Origin of the sequence: Granulicella sp. S156, from assembly GCF_009766105.1 — a bacterium.
In the GTDB taxonomy this organism is placed as follows: domain Bacteria; phylum Acidobacteriota; class Terriglobia; order Terriglobales; family Acidobacteriaceae; genus Granulicella.
Genome location: NZ_LMUH01000006.1, coordinates 127,542 through 146,529, shown reverse-complemented (window position 1 = coordinate 146,529; position 18,988 = coordinate 127,542). Strand labels below are relative to the sequence as shown.

Genomic DNA, 18,988 nt, shown 5'->3' with positions numbered 1-18,988 from the left:
AAACAGTCGCGCTCCTGCGCGATGCCCATGACGCAAAGCGAGCCACAAACATTTGAATCGCGCTCTGCGTCTATGCCCACCTACCCCAGCAACTCGCCCACCACGTCGGCAGCACCTGCCAATGCACCATCGAGCGCCGTAACATCGCTCCCGCCAGCCTCGGCAAGATCCGGACGCCCACCACCCTTACCGCCAACCTTCGCCGCAATCTGCCCGACGATCTTTCCCGCCTGCACCTTGCCCGTAAGATCCTTCGTCACGCCAACGATCAACGAAACCCGGCCTTCGGTCGCCGCACCCAGAACGACCACGCCTGATCCGAGCTTGCCGCGCAGTTCATCCACGAGGTTCCGCATCTGTGATTTATCGAGAGCGTCCACACGCTGGGCCAGCACCTTAACACCTTTGACCTCAACGGCCGAGGACGCAGCATCGGCTGTCGCCGCGCTGGCCGACTTCATCCGCAGCTGCTCCAGCTCGCGGCGCAGCTTCTTCATCTCGTCGTCCTGCGCCGCGACCTTCGACCGCAACGCATCGGCATCGCCGCCGCCACCTGCAAACTGCAAGGCTACTTTCGCGACATCCGCATCGCGACGGAACAATCCCAGCGAGCCCGTACCCGTTACAGCCTCGACACGCCGCACACCACTCGCAACCGCGCCTTCGCCTACTAACTTAACCAGCCCGATCTCGCCTGTCGCGCCGATGTGTGTTCCGCCGCAGAGTTCGGTCGAAAAATCTCCGATCTTGACCACACGTACGCGCTCGCCGTACTTCTCACCGAAGAGCGCCATCGCGCCTAACTCATGCACCGCAACGTCGATCGGCACATCCACCAGCGTCTGCACGAGGGTGTTGGCCAGCACCTGCCGGTTCACAATATCTTCGATCTCCTGCAGCTCTTCTTCGGCCACACCCGTAAAGTGCGAGAAGTCGAAGCGCAGCCGCGAGCGGTCATTCAACGATCCCGCCTGCTTCACATGCGTTCCCAGAACCTGTCGCAACGCCGCATGCAAAAGATGAGTACCGGTATGGTTGCGCATCACCGCCGCGCGTACTTCGCCGTTCACCACCGTATCGACCGTATCTCCCACAGCAATCGTCTGCTTCGCCGTTACCGCATGAGCGAAGACACCTTGCACCGGCTTCTTACAGCCTGAGACCTCAGCGACGACAGTGTTGTGATCGGCAGAGTACAGCCAGCCGACGTCGCCCACCTGTCCGCCCGAGTCCGCATAGAAGCTGGTCGCATCGAGTACGACTTCGCCTGTCTCGCCTGTCTTCAGTTCGCTGACACCGACGCCGTCCTTGACCAGTGCGAGGACCTTCGCACCATCGACACGCAACGAGGTATAGCCTTCGAACTCCGTCTTCGCCAATTCGCGATACACCGGCGAGGCCGACTTCTGCGATCCACCCTTCCACGAAGCGCGAGCGCGTTGCTGCTCTTCTTCCTTCGCAGCTTCGAAACCGGCCATGTCAAACGCAATGCCCGCATCGCGTGCAGCGTCGACCATGAAGTCCAGGGGCATCCCGAAGGTCTCGTACAGATGAAACGCCTGTGAACCGGAGCGCAATGTTTCTTCGTTCATCTGTCGCAATCCAAGCTCTAGTGTGCGCGCAAACTGCTGCTCTTCTGCGAGCACCACCTTCGCCACGCGGTCCGCAGACTCCTTCAACTCTGGATATGCAGCCTGCATCTCATCGCGCACGGCGAGCACCATCTCATGCATGAATGGCTTTTCCTGCCCGAGAAGCCGCCCGTGCCGTATGCCGCGCCGCAGGATCTTGCGCAACACATAGCCGCGGCCCTCGTTCGCGGGCAGCACGCCATCCGAGATCAGGAACGTCGACGCACGCGCATGGTCAGCGATGATGCGCAGCGAAGCCGCGCCCTTCTCATCGCTGATCGCAATCTCTTCAATTCCAGAACTCAGAACTGGCGACTCGGAATTCGATAACATCCCCGTCAGTTCCGCAGCACGCTTCAGCAGAGGCGTAAACAGATCGCTCTCATAGTTCGACAGCTTCCCCTGCAGCACGCAGGCGACGCGTTCCAGCCCCATACCGGTATCGATGGAAGGCTTGGGCAGCGGTGTCAGCGTGCCGTCACTGGCGCGGTCGAACTGCATGAAGACGAGGTTCCAGATCTCCATGTAGCGCTGGTCGTCTTCTCCGAACGGTTTGTCCTCGCCCGTCTCCGAAGCCGTCAGCCCGAGATCGTAATAGACCTCCGAGCATGGACCACAGGGACCGGTGTCGCCCATGGCCCAGAAGTTGTCCTTCGCACCGAGCTCGAAGATGCGCTCTTTGGGAACACCTACTTCCAGCCAGAATTGCTCGGCCTCGTTGTCGCGAGATACGCTCGCATCGCCCTCGAAGATCGTGACGTAGAGCTTGGAGGGATCAATGCCGAACCAGTCCTCCGAGGTCAGCAACTCCCACGCATACTTGATCGCGTCGCGCTTGAAGTAGTCGCCAAACGAGAAGTTGCCAAGCATCTCGAAGAAGGTGTGGTGGCGACGCGTGAAGCCGACGTTCTCGAGATCGTTATGCTTGCCACCGGCGCGCACGCACTTTTGCGAAGAGGCCGCGCGCAAGTAATCACGCGTCTCCGCGCCCAGGAAGACGTCCTTGAACTGGTTCATCCCCGCGTTGGTAAACAGCAGGGTTGGATCGTTGGCCGGAACCAGCGACGAAGAGTGCACACGACGGTGCCCCTTCACTTCAAAAAACCGTAAAAAATCTTCCCGAATCTGATTGCCTGACAAGTTACGCATAGAACTTAAGTCTAGCAGCGAGCCAGCATCTCGCGGCGCAGTCGCCGTGCTGCCGCCAACGTCTTCACGTCATTTTGCCAGCGCGGCAGCATCAGGCTCATAGTCAACCCCTCAAGATTGGTCACAATGCCGAAGACCACGGCAAACGTAATCGCACCGACCGGGCCGCCGCGAGCCAGCACGCTCACAATCGAAATCGCCAGCACCAGGCCCCACGCTTTCGCGAGATACGAGTGATAGCTCGCGCCCTTGCCGAACTTCCAGAAGTCGAAGGCATAGCGCAGACCTTCAAGTGCGAACAACGCTCCCAGCAGCCACGCGTTCGCACGCAGGACGTGCGGCACTCGCAGCCACACCGCTGCCGCGACACCGAGATAAAACACCGTATCTGCGCACGAATCGGCCAGCCGCAGCGAGGCTGTATCGCAATCCCATCGACGCGCCAGCATACCATCGGCAATGTCGTCGACCAGCGCAAAGATTACGATCGCAGCAAGCCACCAGCCCGCCCAGCCGCGCCAAGCTCCCATCACAATCACCGGACACAGCACGACTCGTGCCCAGACCATCCCCCACGGAATCACACGCTTCATCCACTCACTCCGGGCCGCCAGGTAATCCCTTCCAGGCCGAATGTTTCGTCTCTGGTTGCGCGCAGCTTTGCAAACTCATCCGCATGTCGCACCATCTCTAGAGTGCTTACCAGTGCGTCGAAAGCATCCTCTGAGCTCTGGGCCTTCGCAAATACGCTGCGCGAGATCTCTGCATAGAGTGGGTCGTCCTTGCGTCGCGCAGTGAGATACCCCTTGCGTGCTTCGGGATTGCTCTTCGCTACCGGTCCAGTCATCAATCGCGTATAGATCTCTACCAGCAGGGGCTTCGTGTTTGCTTTTCTTTCTGTCATCCCCGCAGGGGATCTGCTTGTAGCATCCCGAAGCTGCGCATCTTCAAACGGCCACACCCGAAAGCCCGCCTCATGCAGTCGCAGCAGAAATGGCATCGCCCGCAGAGAACCTGTACCCACGCTACCGGCACCACCGATTTGAAACGGTGATTTCGGTGTGATGCCCAGCATCTTTGCCGCACGCTGCGGGTCGCCGCCGTCCTGAGCCTGTGCGATCTTGTTGTCCCAGTCGGTCAGGCGCATCATGCGCCGCAGGCCATCGCCGCTGAACTCGGCGGGCCGCTTGTGAGGCTTGCCCCAGAACCGGCGGTCTTCACATTCGCGAGCCAGCCAGCGCTCGCCATGCCCTGCTGCGACATGTCGCCAGAAGTCGAATGCGGCTGTGCAACCGTGCTCGGCGAGAAACCATGCCGGATAGCTGAAGCAGCAGTCGATTCCGACCACCATACGTGGCGTTTCGCGTGCCAGCTCGATCAGCCACTCGCCAACCTCGTCGCGTGTGCGGCCCGCTTCGAGCTTCACGCTGGCTTTGCCGTCAGCACCCGCAGTCCAGACGCCTGCCCAGATGTGCCGCCGCTGCCCGGAGGTATCCACACGTCCCGACCAGTCGATCGCTATAACGCGCTGCAATCTCTCTTCCTCTGACTTGGCCATCCCTCTGCTTTCTGTTGAAGCGCCCATCGTGTGCAATCGACATAAAAGTGCGAGCGTTTCAGCTCGGCTACTTCGACGCCATTCGTGCGATAATCGCACATGCCTGCTCGATCTATTCCGCAGTGTCCTCGAGGGATATATTAACCTCATCCACCGCAGCGCCCCAGCCGCGCAGCACCTTCCATACTGTGCCGACGCTGAACCCCGCGCCGACCAGCCGCCGCATGGCGCGTGCGACCTCTTTATCGCCCTCGGGCTTCTTCATGCGTTTGCGCTCGACATACTGCTTCGCTAATGCGACTTCGTCGACCTCGTCGTAGGCCGCAGTGAGGGTTTTGTTGGTTAGCTCTGTGGCGATGCCCTTCTGCATCAGCCCTTGTTGCACACGCCGCTTTCCGAACTTTTCGTTCTCCTGGCGCATCCGGGTGTAGTCGGCAGCAAAGCGCTCGTCGCTGAGATAGCCGAGGTCTTTCAGCTTCGCGATGACCGCATCCATCGCTTCGACGCCAGCCTCGCCTGGTTCTGCACGATCACGCATTCGCTGCCGCAGGTCGCGTTCGCTCTTCATCTTCGAGGCAAGTGACTTTACGGCATACTCCAACAGCTCTGTCTGCTTCAGCGGAGGTTTTGCCGATTTTGATTTGCTAAATGCCATTGCGTCCGCCCGCCTCAGTGCTTATCTTTCACAGCCGCCGGATTCTTCTCCGGCCCTGCACTTGCGTACTTGTTCGTGCCCGTCCAGCGGTCACACCAGTCGTTCACTGTCTCGTACCAGAGCTGCGAGTTCTGCGGTTTCAGCACCCAGTGCCCTTCGTCCGGGAAGTAGAGCATACGCGATGGCACACCCAGCCGCTGCAGCGCGGTAAACAGCTGGAAACCTTCGCTCACATCGAGCCGGTAGTCGCGCTGGCTGTGGATGATGAGCGTCGGAGTGTGTGCGTCCTTGATGTGCAGCATCGGAGACCACTTGCGGAAGGGGTCCTGGTCGTTGGTCTGGTCGAAGTAGTCCCACGGATGCGCGGCCTTGGTCTGCTCGACCATGCCGTTGGATGCTGTGGGCCGGAACTCCCACTCGTTGAACCAGAGTTCTTCGGTAGTTCCGTAGGCACTCTGCGGGTTGTACATGCCGTCGTGCGTCACGACGCACTTGAATCGATTGGTGTGGGTGAGCACCCAGTTCGCCATAAAACCACCGTAGCTCGCGCCCAGCGCGCACTCGCGGTCTTTGTCGATGAACGGATACTTCTGCTCCGCGTAGTCGAGCCCCTTCATCAGGTCAACGAACGCCTTGCCTCCCCAGTCGCCCGAGATCTCATCGACGAACTTCTGCCCATAGCCCGTGGAGCCACGACGATTGATCATCACGACGACATAGCCGTTCGCCGCGAAGAGCTCGGGGTTCCAGCGATAGCTCCAGGCATCGCCCCACGCGGTCTGGGGGCCGCCGTGCATCAGGAACTTCAGCGGATATTTCTTCGCAAGGTCGAAGTTCGGTGGACGGATGATAAAGCCTTCGACCTTTGTGTCCGCCGCGCCTGTAAACCAGAAGGGCTCCATCTTCGAAAGATCAAGTTGTGAAATCAAAGAATCATTGAGAGAAGTAAGCGGTTTTATAGCCGCGACTGGTTTCGTAACAATCTTCGCGGGAATGCTGTTATGCCCAGGTATGACTCGTTGAGCTGTATCGTCCATTTCAAATAAATTCGCCGAAACAATTTCGGCTGGAGCATCAACTGTCATCCTCACGCCAACAAAGGAAGTATCGAGATTCTGTCCGACAAGAGCAACGCTACTCCATTCACCGCTACCTTTGCCGTATCTGTGTAGATCATCCCCGGTAATGTTGATGCTGAAGATAGGTTCCTCACCCTTATCTCCAGCCATAAAATAAATCTTTCCCGAACCATCCCAGAAGAACTCATCTACCCAGTTATCAAACTTCGGCATCAAGTCCTTAATTGCACCACTGACACGATCCATTACCACCAGCCGGAACTTATCCGACTCAAATCCATTCCGTGCCTGCGAGCGCCATGCGAGCCACTTGCCATCGGGTGAGTATGCAGGGCCATCGTCGCTGCCGGGGCTGCTGCTTACCTTCTTGGCCGTTGCGGGTGCAGCGCCTACCTGCAGTACATAGATGTCGTTGTTGGTCGAAGCTGCCGGAACCTCTTCGCGGTTTACGACGTAGGCGACTTCCTTGCCGTCGGGCGAGATCGCATAGCCCAGCGGGCCTCCCAGTGAGAACGTGGGAGCCTCGTGGTCTCCGATCACGCTTGCGGGCGTCAGGTCTTTCGGCGCGCCGCCAGTCGTGCTGGCATAAAAGATGTGCGAATGCTTTGCGCCTTGATAGGCGTTCCAATGGCGGTAGAGCAGATGGTCGAAGATCTGCGCCTTCACCGGGTTCTTTGCGGCGGCGGCATCTTTCTCCGCGTTGCACTGGGCTTCTTCTTCAAATCGAGCGGGGCCATCTTTCCTGCTCTCGCACTCCGGATACACATTCGAGACGAACAGGAAGTGCATGCTGTCGGGAGCCCAGATTGCGCCGTCGGCTTCGGTTTCCAGGTTCGTCACCGGCCGTCCGGAAGCGATCGTACCTGTGCCATCGTCCCAGGAGGCTACCCAGATCTGTCCGCTGCCGCCTTGATCGCTGGAGTACATCACGCTCTTGCCGTCGGGCGAGAAGCGGCCGTTGCTCTCACCTGTGCCCCTGGTGAGCTGGACTTCTTTGCCGCCTGCTATCGGCACTACCCACAGGTGGTTGGTCTTGGTGTTCTTTTCGAGCGAGACGTCCGTTACGGAGAACAGCACCCACTTGCCGCTGGGCGAGATCTGAGGATCACTGATGCGCTTCATTGCCTGAAGGTCGGCGAAGGTGATCGGTCGCTTGGCTGTTGAATTCGCCGTCTGTGCGCTTGCCGCGCCGGTGAGCCCGGCCAGTAGGCCGAGGGCCAAAATCGTACGGAATCTCATCGCGCCAGTCTAACTCTTTTGCATAGCTACCAATCCGGGTGCCCCACCTTCGGCGTGGCCTCATCGCGCCTAAGGTGGGCAAAGAACGCGCGTCGAAGATGGGCACCCGGGTGAGGGTCATCGGGCGGGCTTGAAAGAGGTTCTTGACGCCCCCATAACGCACGAGGAGAATAGCTCGCATGCACCCCTCGAAATCCAACAAGCTCCTCTGGAGTGTTCTCTTTGCCTTGTTCGTCTTTGCCCAAGAGGCAGAGGCTGAATCAACGTGGACAGAGGTGCGTAGCCCGCACTTCCGCGTGCTGACGGATGGAAGTGCGCAGCAAGGCAGGGCTATGGCCGCGCAGTTTGAGCAGATGCGTTATGTATTCGTACTGCAGTTCAACGATCCTGCGATTGGAGCGGGAGCGCCGCTGACGATCGTCGCAGCACGTGACGAGAGCACCTTCAAGACACTGGAGCCAAATGAGTGGAAGAGAACCAATGGCAATGTTGCCGGAGAGTTCCATCGTGGATGGGAGAAGCAGTTTGCGACGGTGCGCCTGGATACATGGGGAGACCAGAACCAGGTGGTCGTCTTCCATGAGTACACGCACAGCATCCTGCATGCGCGCGCTCACTGGCTACCTCTCTGGCTGGACGAAGGGATCGCCGAGCTCTACGGCTATACGCGTTTTGAGCACGGTCGTACGCTGATAGGAGCTCCATCGCTACGAATGGCTGCATTGCAGCATGAGACTTTGTTGCCGGTGACCGAGATGCTGAATCCGGCGAATGACCAGAAGTGGATTCGCGACGATAGGGAGGCTAACCTGTTCTACGCCGAGGCGTGGGCTATGGTGCATTTCATGATGTTTGGCAAGGATATGGATCGCGGCGCCAAGCTAATTGTGTTCTTCAAGAAGCTGCAGGACGGCGTACCGGAGAAGGAGGCCTTCCAGGATGCCTTTGGAGATCCTCACGCCTTTGGCCAAGCCCTCGCCACCTACCTCCAGAGGCTTACCTTTCAAGCGGGCGTACTGCCTGCGGACCCGAAGGTGGATGCGAACTCGTTTCCTGATCGCAAACTGACTCCTGCTGAGACAGAGTATGAGCTGGGTTGCTTTCAGATCGGCGCCTATGAGTCTACGTTGGGGCGGGCGCGGATAGAGAAGGCACTGGCGCTCGATCCTAAGCTTGCAGGCGCGCATGAGGAGTTAGGGTTTCTCGAGTTTCGAGAGGGGAAGGACGCCGAGGCTGTAAAGGAGTGGCAACAGGCGGTGGATCTCGATCCTACAAGAGCGCATTCCGTGTTTGCTCTGGCGATGTCGGGAACGCCGCTCCGTGCGATGTCGCCACAACAGCTTCAGGCGATGCAGGGCACCTTGCAGCATGTGATCGAGCTATCCCCTGAGTTTGCACCGGCATATGTCGAGATGGGGTTGGTGGAGTGGCGGCTGGGCCAGATGACGAAGGCGTACAACGATGTGCGTAAGGCAGAGCAACTGGAGCCGTGGCGGGCCGGGTATCACATCCTGACAGGCCGGATTCTATTGAACGGGAAGCAGCCCGCGCTTGCGGCGCAGTTCTCGCGCTTTGTGGCGGAGCGGTGGAGTGGGCCGGATCACAACGAGGCCGTTGACCTCTGGAATGATGTGCCGGTGAGCGATAGAGGCGATGGCGTGGCCCTTGCCCTGGAGATGCCAGCCGGGACGAAGGTGGAACGAGGCACGTTGACGGAGCTTACGTGCGGTAGTGGGCCGGGAACGACACCACTGACGCTGACGCTGACTCATGATAAGCCGGGATCACCGCCACTGACGTTTAAGTCGGACGGGCGGTTTATGGTTGGCTTCTCCGACAGCTTCTGGTGGGGCGAAGACCACTTCACGACCTGCCATCATCTAACCGGGCATCCAGCGATTGTGGCGTATAAACCGGAGGATAACCATTTGCTCGATCTGGAGGTACGCGACGATCTTCCGCTGCCAGCCACGCCGAACAGCGGTGCACAGGCTGCTGCACGTTAGAGGAACCCTTTCGCATAGCCACCAATCCGCCTCTGAACCTTTCGCGGCCCCAGCCCGTCTATCCTGTTGTAGAAGCCATGTCCCTCTCCAAGCCCCTCTTTTTCGCCGCAATCGTCCTCCTCGCCGCGCCGGCCTTTGCCCAGTCGGGCTTTGGACCGCTCGACCCCGCACAGCCTGCAGGCATGACTGTCGCGCAGATCATCGAGAAGATGGGCGCGCGCGAAAGCGAGTTCGCCGCGGCTCGCGAGGACTATACCTTCCGTCAGGAGGTCAAGTTCAACACCATCTCCGACGACACCAACCGTCCCGACGGTGAGTACCACCAGGTCACCGACATCACCTTCGACAAGGACGGCAAACGCCAGGAACACGTCGTCTTCGCGCCGCAGAACACCATCGAACGCGTCATCATGACCGAGAACGACTTCAAGGACATCGAGAAGCGCCTGCCCTTCGTCCTGACCGCGCCGGAGCTGCCGCAGTACGACATCAACTATCTCGGCAGACAAAAGGTGGACGAGCTCGACACCTATGTTCTCGATGTCAAACCCAAGGTGCTGGAGAAGGGCCACCGCTACTTCCAGGGCAAAGTCTGGGTCGACCAGCAGGACCTTGAGATCGTCCTGGTGAACGGCATGAGCGTACCGCAGGACATGCGCAAGGGCCACGAAGATCTTTCGCCGCCGTTTACTACCTACTACCAGCAGATCGACGACAAGTACTGGTTCCCCACCTACACCAAGGCCGAGGGCAACCTGCACTTCGCCGCACAACAGGGCGCGCTGTCACAGGATGTCCACGTGCGCACGATCATTCACTACACCGACTACAAACGCTTCCACACCAACATCATCATCAAGTACAACGGCGAAGAGATTCCCAGCGATACGGATTCGAAGCCGAAGGATGCGCCGCCGAAACAGTAGGGTGGTCGTTGTTTGTTTTTCGCCGTCATCCTGAAGCGAAGCTGAAGGACCCCCGCATTCTGGAGTGCCACGGATGCACCTGTGGCAGCACGAATACGGGGGTCCTTCGCCTACGGCTCAGGATGACGGCGAAAAACAAACAACTACAAAACAAAAGACAACGGCAACAGCGTTACGCGGCCTGATCCGACTCGAAGTACAGATACTTGCGCCAGTTGGCATCGGCGCTGCCGATCATGCGCATGATGTGGCGGCTGGTATGCAGCGAGAACGGACGCGGCTCGCGCAGCAGACGCATGTCGGTCAACTCGTGCAGCATCTGGCTGCCCTTGCGACGGTTGCAGTCGCGGCAGCAGGCGACGAGGTTCTCCCACGTCGACAAGCCTCCGCGGCAGCGCGGGATTACATGGTCCAGCGTCAGCTCTGCAGCCGTGAGTACGGTTTGACAATATTGGCAGGTATTGCGGTCACGCAGCAGGATGTTTTTGCGGCTCAGCGCGCGGGTTTGGTGCGGGATGCGGCGGTACTCCAACAGCCGGATGACGCTGGGCATCTGGATGTTGACGCGATGCGAGTGCAGAACACTGCCCTGCTCTTCTTCCGTGCGAGCGACCCCCTTGAGCACCAATACGAGCGCCCGCCGAGCGCCGCAGATGTTGATGGGCTCATAGCTGGCATTCAGCACGAGCACTGGCGTCTGCATCGCCGGCTGCCGAAAGACACCCATGCGTATGTCGATCGCCTCGGCGCGAGCTGTGCCCGGCACCGGGTGAGTGTTGTGATGTCTGCTGCCTGTACGCTTTCCCCTCATTTTCCCAGCCTGCATTCCTGCCCTCCAGGTTGATGTATCGCTCAAAGCCACTGCTACTACTTGCTGCTCACTGCTCCATCAAAGGTTCAAAAATGTTTCATCAAAAACTCTTCACGGCACCCATGTCCCAGCGAGCCACATTCGATCCACTGTCCGCTCGAACGCGGACGCTCTCCGCCTGCGCTCTGGCCATCGTCGCCACCCAGACCTTCGCCGCGCCTGCCCGCATCAGCACCCGCGAGCACTCACGCGCCGTTGCGCCGGTGGTCAGGATGTCGTCGACAAGCAAGACTTCGCGCCCGCGAATGGCATCTGCAGGCTCGACGCGAAAGGCACCGCGGAGGCTCTTCCGGCGAGTACCCGGATCGAGAACAAACAGCGGACGCGTATCGCGGACACGGCAGAGAACGTCTGGCCGCATCTGCAGCTTCCAGGAGGGGCGCAACCGCCGCAGCTTAGCAATGCCGGCCTCGGCCAATACCTGCGCCTGATTGAACCCACGGCTGCGCTGACGGCTGGCAAACAGCGGCACCGGTACGACGGTGAGTTCGCTCGCGGCTTCGTCTTCGAGTTTCAGGATCGCAGCAGCCATGCCGTCGCCCAACACATGGTCGGCTATGCGCCGCATTCCGTTGAACTTGAGCAGGTGCAGCATCTCGCGCACCTCATCGTCATAGACGGCAAAGGCTACAGCCTTCGCAAACTCTGGAGGAGCCAGCCTGCACATTGTGCATTCTGTCATTCCCATGCCGGCGGCAAACCGTGCCGACTCCATGCCCATGGCATCGCCGCAGCGACTGCACAGCACGTCGGTTTGCGCTCCCACACGCGCAACGCACGACTCGCAAACCTGCGCTTTGGAAAGCGCAACCATCGGTGCTCCACAGACACGGCAATCCGATGGGAAAATTACGTTGACCAGATCCGCGACAGCCCCACCCGTCGCACTCCGGCAACTTCGGAGGACGCGCGTTACCGCACGCCATCCAGCCGCACCCAAATACTGGCCAGGCGGCCCTCCACTTCCGAGCTGGACATCCTTCACGCTTTCGCTGCTGAAGACGAACCTCACCCGCGGCACGGCGAGAAGAAGCGCCAGCTGTGCCGATGCGTGCAGTATAGTCCGGGAACGCGCCCTGCTGCAATCCGGGCGCGTGAACCAGGGCGGGTGCGCTACACTTTCCAGTCGCCCCTAAGCCTATGCCTGCGCTCACTCAACTCTCCCCCGACGAAACCCTCTTCCGCGATACAGTCCGCGACTTTGCGCGCACTGAGATCGCTCCGCTCGTCCGCTCTATGGACGAAGAACAGAAGTTTGAGCCGAAGTTGCTGCGTAAGCTCTTCGAGCTTGGACTGATGGGCGTTCAGGTCCCGGAGCAGTATGGCGGCGCGGCTGGAACGCTGTTCGAGGCCGTGCTCGCGGTCGAAGAGATCTCCGCCGTCGACCCCGCGGTTGGCGTGCTGGTGGATGTGCAGAACACGCTTGTCATCAGCGCCTTGATGCGCTGGGCCAGCGAAGCCCAGAAGAAAGCCTGGCTGCCCAAGCTGGCCGAGAGTCTTACCGGAGCCTATGCGCTCTCCGAAGCGGTCAGCGGCTCGGATGCCTTTGCCCTACAATGCCGCGCAGCAAAGCAGGAAGATGGCGACTATGTGCTCAACGGCTCGAAGCTGTGGATCACCAATGCCGTCGAGGCTGGACTGTTTCTTGTCTTCGCCACGCTCGATCCCGCCGCAGGATACAAAGGCATTACGTGCTTCCTCGTTGAGAAAGGCACGCCCGGCTTCACGCTGGGACGCAAGGAGGACAAGCTCGGCATCCGCGCCAGCAGCACCTGCGAGTTGCTCTTCAGCAACTGCCGTGTGCCTGCGGGGAACGTGCTTGGAGAGGCCGGCAAAGGGTACAAGATCGCCATCGAGACACTGAACGAGGGCCGCATCGGAATAGGCGCCCAGCTTGTGGGATTGGCCTCGGGAGCGTGGCGACACGCCGCTCGTTACGCCCGTGAGCGCAAGCAGTTCGGCAAGCCGCTCGCCGAGTTCCAGGCCATGCAGTTCCAACTCGCGCGCATGGCGATGGATGTGGAAGCCGCGCGGCTCATGGTCTATAACGCCGCACGCCTTAAGGACTCCGGTGCAGAGTATCTGAAGGAGGCCGCGATGGCCAAGCTGTTTGCCAGCGAAGTTGCCGAGCGGACTGCGTCACTGGCCGTCGAGGTCTTTGGTGGGGCTGGCTTTGTAAAGGACTACCCCGTCGAGAAGCTATATCGCGATGCCAAGATCGGGAAGATCTACGAAGGGACCAGCTTTATGCAGTTGGCGACCATTGCGAAGCTGACGATACCATCTGCCTGAGAGATCCGTCCAAACCCTTGTAACCCATGCCTTCGAGAGTTGAGCCCCATGGAGACGCGGGTATAGATTGTTGGTGCAGGCATCTAGAACGTAGCCATAGGACGAACCGAGGTGGATTATGCGCAGCCTTCTTACCGTTGCTCTTCTACTCTCCGCAGCGTGTGTGCTGCCCGGGCAAGATAAGCCAATCGCTTCCAATGTGATTCTTGTGACCGGAAAGTGCCCAATAGGGTTTCTCGGACATCAGGCATGGCCATCCTCTGCCACACTCCTGTCAAAGAATCCACTCCAGAATCAGCAACCGAATGGTGCAGTGGAGCTTAACAGTCCTGTGGAATCAACCCGTCCACCGGAGAAAGCACCGCATCTTGATCTGTCGTTCGACGGGTCGATGGCTTCGGCGAAGCTGTTGAAGGTGCATGTCACGGTGTATGGATCACCGAAAGGTCCGCACGTGATGCTTGTCAACACTAACCCCGTAAACGATGACCCCGTAGCGGAGAGCTTCGAGTTGATGACCCATGCGAAGATAGCGGCAACATCTTTTCACTCAGAGATATATCCCCAGACCGTGGGTTTCGTGCAGTGGGCCGAGATCACCCAGATCGACTATGCGGATGGCTCAACCTGGCACCCCTCCCCAGAATCGGCGTGCAGAGTGAACTTCACGGGTTTCAAATCCATACTGGTAAATTCCGCTCGCTAACCCCATTCCCCGGTGAAGGATGAGTACCGCCCGCCAACCTGCGGGTGATGGGCTATCCTTAAAGCTCAACGTGCCCGTCACTGCCACATCTACGACTCTTCACTCGCGCGCGAGCAGTTCCTCGCTGCTCGCCGATTATGCGGCGCTCTTCAAGGTGCGCGTCTCAACGATGGTCATCATCACCGCGGCGGCCGGTTTCTACCTCGGGTCGCTGCGTTCGGGGATCAGTCCGTTTCATATTGGACTCATCGAAGCGCTCGCAGGCATTGCCATCGTCACTGCGGGCTCGAGCGCGCTGAATCAGGCGCTGGAGCGCACCACTGACGGCCTTATGCCGCGTACCGCCTCGCGGCCAATGGCGCAGCATCGTATCGGGCTAGCACACGGATTAATCCTTGGCTTCCTGCTTGTCTTCGGCGGCTCGCTCTATCTGGCGTATGCCACCAACCCACTCACGGGCACGCTGACGCTGCTCACCGCCGTGGGGTATGTGGCGATCTATACGCCACTTAAGCGCATCACCACGCTCAACACCTTCATTGGAGCCTTCCCCGGAGCGCTGCCGCCGCTCATCGGCTGGACCGCCGCACGCGGGCTCATCGAGTGGCCCGCCGTCGCGCTGTTTGCCATCCTCTTCGTCTGGCAGTTCCCGCACTTCATGGCCATCGGCTGGATGTACCGCGCAGACTACGCGCAGGCCGGCATCCGTGTAACCGCGACCCAGGAGCCTGTGCGCGACGCCGCCCGATCCTCGGTTGTCCAGTCGCTGTTCTATGCCGTGTTGATGATCCCGGTAAGCCTGTGGCCGACGTGGCTACATATCACCGGACTGCCCTATGCCGTTGTCGCAGGAGTGCTCGGCATCTGGTATCTCTACGCGACCATCCGCTTCGCAGCTATCACACGCAACCCGGAAGCCCCGGAGAACCGTGCGCTCGCCCGCCAGCTGCTCAAGGTGTCCGTGATGTATCTGCCGCTGCTGCTGTTGGCGATGATGCTCAATGCCCAGGGCCGTCTGTTGTTCTAACCTCTGCTCACGAACGAAAGAATTAAATGCCAGCGATTGCCAACGAAAATCCGAACTACCGCACACCGCTCTCGATCGTCGCTACGATCATCGGCATCAGTGCCGCGGCGTCGCTCTTTCTCGCCTGGCTGGTCTACTACCACCAGCCGACGGACGTCGCAGGAACACAGCTTGCCTTCCTGCCAGCACTCAATGCCACGTTCAATACGCTCTGCACAGTGTTTCTGATATTTGGCTACCGCTTCATCATGCGGCGCAGGATTACGGCGCACCGCAACAGCATGTTTGGCGCATTCCTGGTTTCAAGCCTGTTTCTGGTCAGCTACATCGTCAACCATGCGCTGCACGGCGATATGCGGTTTCTCGGCCAGGGCCACGCTCTGCGCGTCACCTACTTCGCGCTGCTGATCTCCCACATCTTCCTCAGCGTGGTTGCGCTGCCGATGATTCTCATCACCTTCTTCCTCTCGCTTACGGGCCGTTTTCCAGCGCACCGCAAGCTCGCGCGCTGGACCTATCCCATCTGGCTTTATGTGTCGGTCACCGGCGTCGTGGTGTATGCGATGCTGGCCGCTTACCGCTAATACGGCCTCTCTTTTCTGCTCTACCTGTTTTCTGCCCCCTATGCACCCAGACACTCGCAAACTCCTCCGCACCGGCGCCGCTATCTTCCTTACAGGAGCGGTCGCGGCGGTCCTGATGCTGACAGCCTTCGGCGGCGTTACCAAACAGGGTCCACACACTACCAGCGGATGGCTCGCCCTGATGCTGGCGATGGGCTGCCTGCCAACAGGCGTGCTCACACTGCTGCTGGGGTTTGCGAAGCTGCTTGGGGATCTCCGCAGGCGCTCATAGCCTCTGACCCTGCTATTCTGGCCGAACTTCGAGGTCCCGGCCGTGCGCAAGCTGCAACTCCGAACTCTTCTCGCTACGCTGCTCTTTTCCGCAACGGCCCTGGCTCAGAACACCTCGCCAGCCCCACCGCCTCAGCAACTCTCTCCCAAAGCCGCCTACGACAATGCAATGCATCCGCTCGATGTCACGCGTCACTCCGTCGCGAACTGGTCCGACGTCGAGATCGCGGCGCTCAAGGTGGCCATGGACCGCGCTCAAAAAGATTGCGCTGCACGCGACCCTAAGGTCTTTACCGGGGAGGCGTTGATCGATCTTGTCCGACTCTGTTCCCTGGGCCAGATGTGGCCTTCGGTCATCCAGGCTGCAACGCTCTACATCGCGGCCGATTCCCCCACAAAACCTCTGCTCGCCCAAGCCTACGCCGGGCAGATCGACGCCGACCTCCATCTCAAGAAGGAGCCCGACGCACTGGCCAGTGCGCGCACCATGCTCACCGTCGTGCCCTACGATACCCTGACCGCCGAGACGATCGGCGAGGCGATCAGCTACATGCAGTTCGTCAACACCTCTGACGCCCTCGCGCTTGCGACGCTACGCCAGCCCCTGCTTCTGGCTCTCCTGCAGGCTACCGCCGCCTCAGCAGCCGCCCCGGCCGCCTCAGCGTCAGCCGATGAACCTCCGCAATCCCTGCATGAGCTCTATGCCGATGGCCTCACGCTGCCTGCGCTTCAGCAGCTTGCGAAGGTACCGCCTGCCGATGTTGCCGCAGCCCTCATCGCCCTCGACGCCGCTCTGCCCACAACGCTGACCCCGGACGAAGCCATTCCCATCGCGGCCTCGCGAAAGCGTTACGCTCTGCTGGGTAAGCCGCTGCCTAAGATCGCGGGACTCTCGTATCTGAGCATGCCGGGCAAGCTGCCGCAGCTGCCTGCAGTCAACGCTTTGACGGCCCTGCTCCTCTTCCCTGACTGGTGCGCGCAGTGCGTTCAGATGGGCAGTCAGTTTCCCGAGACAGTCTTCACCGTCGCCGACCATGAGGCGTATCTCTACGGCCTGCTCGCCCAGACCGTTCCGCCGCGCAAACCTATACCGCCCGCTCCCGGAGCCACCGCCAAAGATGCGCCGGCATCCACGGCGTTCGACCCGTCCGACGCTGCTAATCTGCTGCGCGAGACGCCCACAATCGTCGTAGAGCCGGCGCTGCTCGACCAGTTTGCAGCGACGGATGTGCCTCTTCTCCTCCTCACCGACGCCCAGGGCATCGTTCGTGTGGTCCAGCCGGTCGACGAAGACGCCCTCGCTCGCGGGAGCACAATCGACTCCGCCATCGCCCGTGTGGGAGCGCAGTGGCCTTCGCCTCTCCTGACGCCCAAGAAGCCCGCATCAGGCGTTCCAGCGCCCGCCGGAGGGGTGCCAGGCCGTCCCCACCCCTAAATCCTCTGCCCCGTCTCTGCTATCCTCGTTTCCGAACGGAGCAAATCATGGCTAAAGGCGTTAATAAAGTTTTTCTCCTCGGGAATGTTGGTAAAGACCCCGAGATTCGTACGACTGCAGGCGGCATGACCGTCGCGAGCTTCTCGCTTGCGACCGCGGAACGCGCCAAGGATCAGCAGGGCAACTGGGCAGACAAGACCGAGTGGCATAACCTCGTCTGCTTCCAGCGCACCGCGGAGGTTGTCCGCGACTATGTCAAAAAAGGCTCGCAGATCTTCGTCGAAGGCAAGATCCAGACCCGCTCTTGGGACGACAAAGAGTCCGGCCAGAAGAAGTACAAGACCGAGATCCTCGTCAACGAGCTCTCGCTGCTGGGCGGACGCGGTGCCGAAGGCGGTAGCGGCGGTGGTAGCTATGAGCGGTCTTCCGCCTCTTCAGGCAGCTACTCAGGCGCTCGCGCCTCCAGCGCAGCCCCCAGCGCACCCGCGAACGATTACGCTGATCAGGGCATTACCGACGAAGATATTCCGTTTTAACCATGTCCCCTTTGTTGTCTTTTTCGTCACACCAGGAGTCGCGATCGACCATGCGCCGCAGTTTGATCTTCCTTGCCGGCGCACTGGCCTTCGCGGCTCCGCAGCTTTCAGCCCAACACCATAACGGGGGTTCTTCCCCTCCAACAGCACCACCGCCTTCGACGTTTGCCCATGGAGGCATCATCGGCTCGCAGCCGATTGCGCCTGTCAGCTCGGGCTTGGGGGCGCTTCAGTTCGTTGCGGTCAACTATGGCGTGCCTGCACCGCAGTCGCTCACGCGACAGCTTCGTTCGGACGACGAACGCACCCGGGCCGCTGCGCTCTCGGCTCTCGGCGCGCCCAGCCAATATCTGCAGCGCGGCCATATCGGCTGGCCGCACTCCATCCAATTGGAGTTCGCCGACCTCGGCAGCACGGACGATCTCGACGCGATGCTCACGATCGAGCTCGATCAGCACATCGTCACCGCGATCCTGATGCCTGATGGCGACAACTGGCGCCGCATTGCCACCGTGTTCGTCTCGGATTCGTTCGATGACCCCAGGACGACTCCAGCGACCTTTGCCCGCACCTCGCGCTCGCTGCTGCAGCAGGATCGCTATCAGGTGGTCTTCCATGCGGTTGCGACCGACGGTGAGGGCGGCTACACCGAGAACGAAGCCCACCTGCGCATCTTCAATAACCGCGCAGTCGTCACCATGAGCTTTGCCTCCGCCTCGCGTGATTGCTCTTCTGCTGCTACGGGAAAACACGTGGACCCTGCGGGAGGGTGCAATGTCGTCCAGCGCTGGATGCAACCGGACCCTGCGGATCCTGCCAAACACTTCAACCTGGTGACCGCAACGGGCCACCTATCCGCGCATGAGGCTACCGATCCGCTGGGAAACGCGCGATCCTATGAGCTCGCCCATCTGCGCACCTTCACCTGTCAGCCATTTCTCTTTTCCGACACCGCGCTCCGGTTTGAGCCAACGGCGGCTTCGGGACCGTGTCCAACCAAGTAACCGGGCGACTTCACCTGCCT

At 60.2% G+C, this 18,988-nt stretch carries 17 protein-coding genes; 10 read left to right on the top strand and 7 right to left on the bottom strand.

Features of this window, described 5'->3' with window-relative positions; genetic code table 11:
* Window positions 1-80: 80 nt before the first annotated feature.
* The 5 genes from alaS to GSQ91_RS05255 form a co-directional block, all read right to left on the bottom strand.
* Window positions 81-2,780, bottom strand: a complete 2,700-nt coding sequence (gene alaS / locus GSQ91_RS05275; protein WP_158820215.1) for an alanine--tRNA ligase — start codon at window positions 2,778-2,780, stop codon at window positions 81-83.
* Window positions 2,781-2,791: 11 nt separating this feature from the next.
* Complete coding sequence (locus GSQ91_RS05270) at window positions 2,792-3,373, bottom strand: CDP-alcohol phosphatidyltransferase family protein (protein ID WP_158820214.1); 582 nt, start codon at window positions 3,371-3,373, stop codon at window positions 2,792-2,794.
* Complete coding sequence (locus GSQ91_RS05265; protein WP_158820213.1) at window positions 3,370-4,338, bottom strand: hypothetical protein; 969 nt, start codon at window positions 4,336-4,338, stop codon at window positions 3,370-3,372. Before GSQ91_RS05265 ends, GSQ91_RS05270 begins: the two co-directional genes overlap by 4 nt.
* 112 nt (window positions 4,339-4,450) lie before the next feature.
* A complete protein-coding gene (locus tag GSQ91_RS05260; RefSeq protein WP_158820212.1) occupies window positions 4,451-4,993 on the bottom strand; it encodes a regulatory protein RecX in 543 nt (180 codons plus the stop codon).
* A 14-nt stretch (window positions 4,994-5,007) separates the two neighbouring features.
* The gene (locus GSQ91_RS05255; protein WP_158820211.1) at window positions 5,008-7,311 is read right to left on the bottom strand and encodes a S9 family peptidase; all 2,304 of its coding nucleotides are present in this window, start codon (window positions 7,309-7,311) and stop codon (window positions 5,008-5,010) included.
* Window positions 7,312-7,490: 179 nt separating this feature from the next.
* Between GSQ91_RS05255 and GSQ91_RS05250 the strand changes: the two genes are divergently transcribed.
* Window positions 7,491-9,317, top strand: a complete 1,827-nt coding sequence (locus tag GSQ91_RS05250; protein WP_158820210.1) for a DUF1570 domain-containing protein — start codon at window positions 7,491-7,493, stop codon at window positions 9,315-9,317.
* Between the two features lie 77 nt (window positions 9,318-9,394).
* Window positions 9,395-10,243 carry a hypothetical protein gene (locus tag GSQ91_RS05245; protein WP_158820209.1) on the top strand — a complete coding sequence of 283 codons (849 nt, stop codon included), beginning with the start codon at window positions 9,395-9,397 and terminating at the stop codon, window positions 10,241-10,243.
* Between the two features lie 172 nt (window positions 10,244-10,415).
* Here GSQ91_RS05245 and GSQ91_RS05240 read toward each other — a convergent pair whose 3' ends face one another.
* Together GSQ91_RS05240 and GSQ91_RS05235 are read right to left on the bottom strand one after the other, a co-directional pair.
* Window positions 10,416-11,069, bottom strand: coding sequence for an HNH endonuclease (locus GSQ91_RS05240; RefSeq protein WP_158820208.1), 654 nt, complete (start codon window positions 11,067-11,069; stop codon window positions 10,416-10,418).
* Between the two features lie 85 nt (window positions 11,070-11,154).
* Window positions 11,155-12,099, bottom strand: coding sequence for a ComF family protein (locus tag GSQ91_RS05235; RefSeq protein WP_158820207.1), 945 nt, complete (start codon window positions 12,097-12,099; stop codon window positions 11,155-11,157).
* Window positions 12,100-12,254: 155 nt separating this feature from the next.
* Between GSQ91_RS05235 and GSQ91_RS05230 the strand changes: the two genes are divergently transcribed.
* The 8 genes from GSQ91_RS05230 (at window position 12,255) to GSQ91_RS05195 (ending at window position 18,968) form a co-directional block, all read left to right on the top strand.
* On the top strand, window positions 12,255-13,406 hold the full coding sequence (locus GSQ91_RS05230) for an acyl-CoA dehydrogenase family protein (RefSeq protein ID WP_158820206.1): 1,152 nt from the start codon (window positions 12,255-12,257) through the stop codon (window positions 13,404-13,406).
* A 118-nt stretch (window positions 13,407-13,524) separates the two neighbouring features.
* Window positions 13,525-14,112, top strand: coding sequence for a hypothetical protein (locus tag GSQ91_RS05225; protein ID WP_158820205.1), 588 nt, complete (start codon window positions 13,525-13,527; stop codon window positions 14,110-14,112).
* Between the two features lie 19 nt (window positions 14,113-14,131).
* On the top strand, window positions 14,132-15,139 hold the full coding sequence (gene cyoE, locus GSQ91_RS05220; RefSeq protein ID WP_158820204.1) for a heme o synthase: 1,008 nt from the start codon (window positions 14,132-14,134) through the stop codon (window positions 15,137-15,139).
* Window positions 15,140-15,165: 26 nt separating this feature from the next.
* The gene (locus GSQ91_RS05215; protein WP_158820203.1) at window positions 15,166-15,723 is read left to right on the top strand and encodes a DUF420 domain-containing protein; all 558 of its coding nucleotides are present in this window, start codon (window positions 15,166-15,168) and stop codon (window positions 15,721-15,723) included.
* A 40-nt stretch (window positions 15,724-15,763) separates the two neighbouring features.
* Window positions 15,764-15,994 (top strand): hypothetical protein, encoded by a 231-nt coding sequence (locus GSQ91_RS05210; protein ID WP_158820202.1) that lies wholly within the window; start codon window positions 15,764-15,766, stop codon window positions 15,992-15,994.
* Window positions 15,995-16,036: 42 nt separating this feature from the next.
* Entirely contained in the window at window positions 16,037-17,428 is a 1,392-nt protein-coding gene (locus tag GSQ91_RS05205) for a hypothetical protein (protein WP_158820201.1), read from the top strand.
* 47 nt (window positions 17,429-17,475) lie between these two features.
* The gene (locus GSQ91_RS05200; RefSeq protein ID WP_158820200.1) at window positions 17,476-17,964 is read left to right on the top strand and encodes a single-stranded DNA-binding protein; all 489 of its coding nucleotides are present in this window, start codon (window positions 17,476-17,478) and stop codon (window positions 17,962-17,964) included.
* A gap of 50 nt (window positions 17,965-18,014) precedes the next feature.
* Complete coding sequence (locus tag GSQ91_RS05195; protein ID WP_158820199.1) at window positions 18,015-18,968, top strand: hypothetical protein; 954 nt, start codon at window positions 18,015-18,017, stop codon at window positions 18,966-18,968.
* Window positions 18,969-18,988: the final 20 nt, after the last annotated feature.

Excerpts from the sequence above, each read along its gene's own strand:
- alaS (WP_158820215.1), bottom strand. The coding sequence starts at position 2,780 with ATGCGTAACTTGTCAGGCAATCAGATTCGGGAAGATTTTTTACGGTTT.
- GSQ91_RS05270 (WP_158820214.1), bottom strand. The coding sequence starts at position 3,373 with ATGAAGCGTGTGATTCCGTGGGGGATGGTCTGGGCACGAGTCGTGCTG.
- GSQ91_RS05265 (WP_158820213.1), bottom strand. The coding sequence starts at position 4,338 with ATGGCCAAGTCAGAGGAAGAGAGATTGCAGCGCGTTATAGCGATCGAC.
- GSQ91_RS05260 (WP_158820212.1), bottom strand. The coding sequence starts at position 4,993 with ATGGCATTTAGCAAATCAAAATCGGCAAAACCTCCGCTGAAGCAGACA.
- GSQ91_RS05255 (WP_158820211.1), bottom strand. The coding sequence starts at position 7,311 with ATGAGATTCCGTACGATTTTGGCCCTCGGCCTACTGGCCGGGCTCACC.
- GSQ91_RS05250 (WP_158820210.1), top strand. The coding sequence starts at position 7,491 with ATGCACCCCTCGAAATCCAACAAGCTCCTCTGGAGTGTTCTCTTTGCC.
- GSQ91_RS05245 (WP_158820209.1), top strand. The coding sequence starts at position 9,395 with ATGTCCCTCTCCAAGCCCCTCTTTTTCGCCGCAATCGTCCTCCTCGCC.
- GSQ91_RS05240 (WP_158820208.1), bottom strand. The coding sequence starts at position 11,069 with ATGCAGGCTGGGAAAATGAGGGGAAAGCGTACAGGCAGCAGACATCAC.
- GSQ91_RS05230 (WP_158820206.1), top strand. The coding sequence starts at position 12,255 with ATGCCTGCGCTCACTCAACTCTCCCCCGACGAAACCCTCTTCCGCGAT.
- GSQ91_RS05225 (WP_158820205.1), top strand. The coding sequence starts at position 13,525 with ATGCGCAGCCTTCTTACCGTTGCTCTTCTACTCTCCGCAGCGTGTGTG.
- cyoE (WP_158820204.1), top strand. The coding sequence starts at position 14,132 with ATGAGTACCGCCCGCCAACCTGCGGGTGATGGGCTATCCTTAAAGCTC.
- GSQ91_RS05215 (WP_158820203.1), top strand. The coding sequence starts at position 15,166 with ATGCCAGCGATTGCCAACGAAAATCCGAACTACCGCACACCGCTCTCG.
- GSQ91_RS05210 (WP_158820202.1), top strand. The coding sequence starts at position 15,764 with ATGCACCCAGACACTCGCAAACTCCTCCGCACCGGCGCCGCTATCTTC.
- GSQ91_RS05200 (WP_158820200.1), top strand. The coding sequence starts at position 17,476 with ATGGCTAAAGGCGTTAATAAAGTTTTTCTCCTCGGGAATGTTGGTAAA.
- GSQ91_RS05195 (WP_158820199.1), top strand. The coding sequence starts at position 18,015 with ATGCGCCGCAGTTTGATCTTCCTTGCCGGCGCACTGGCCTTCGCGGCT.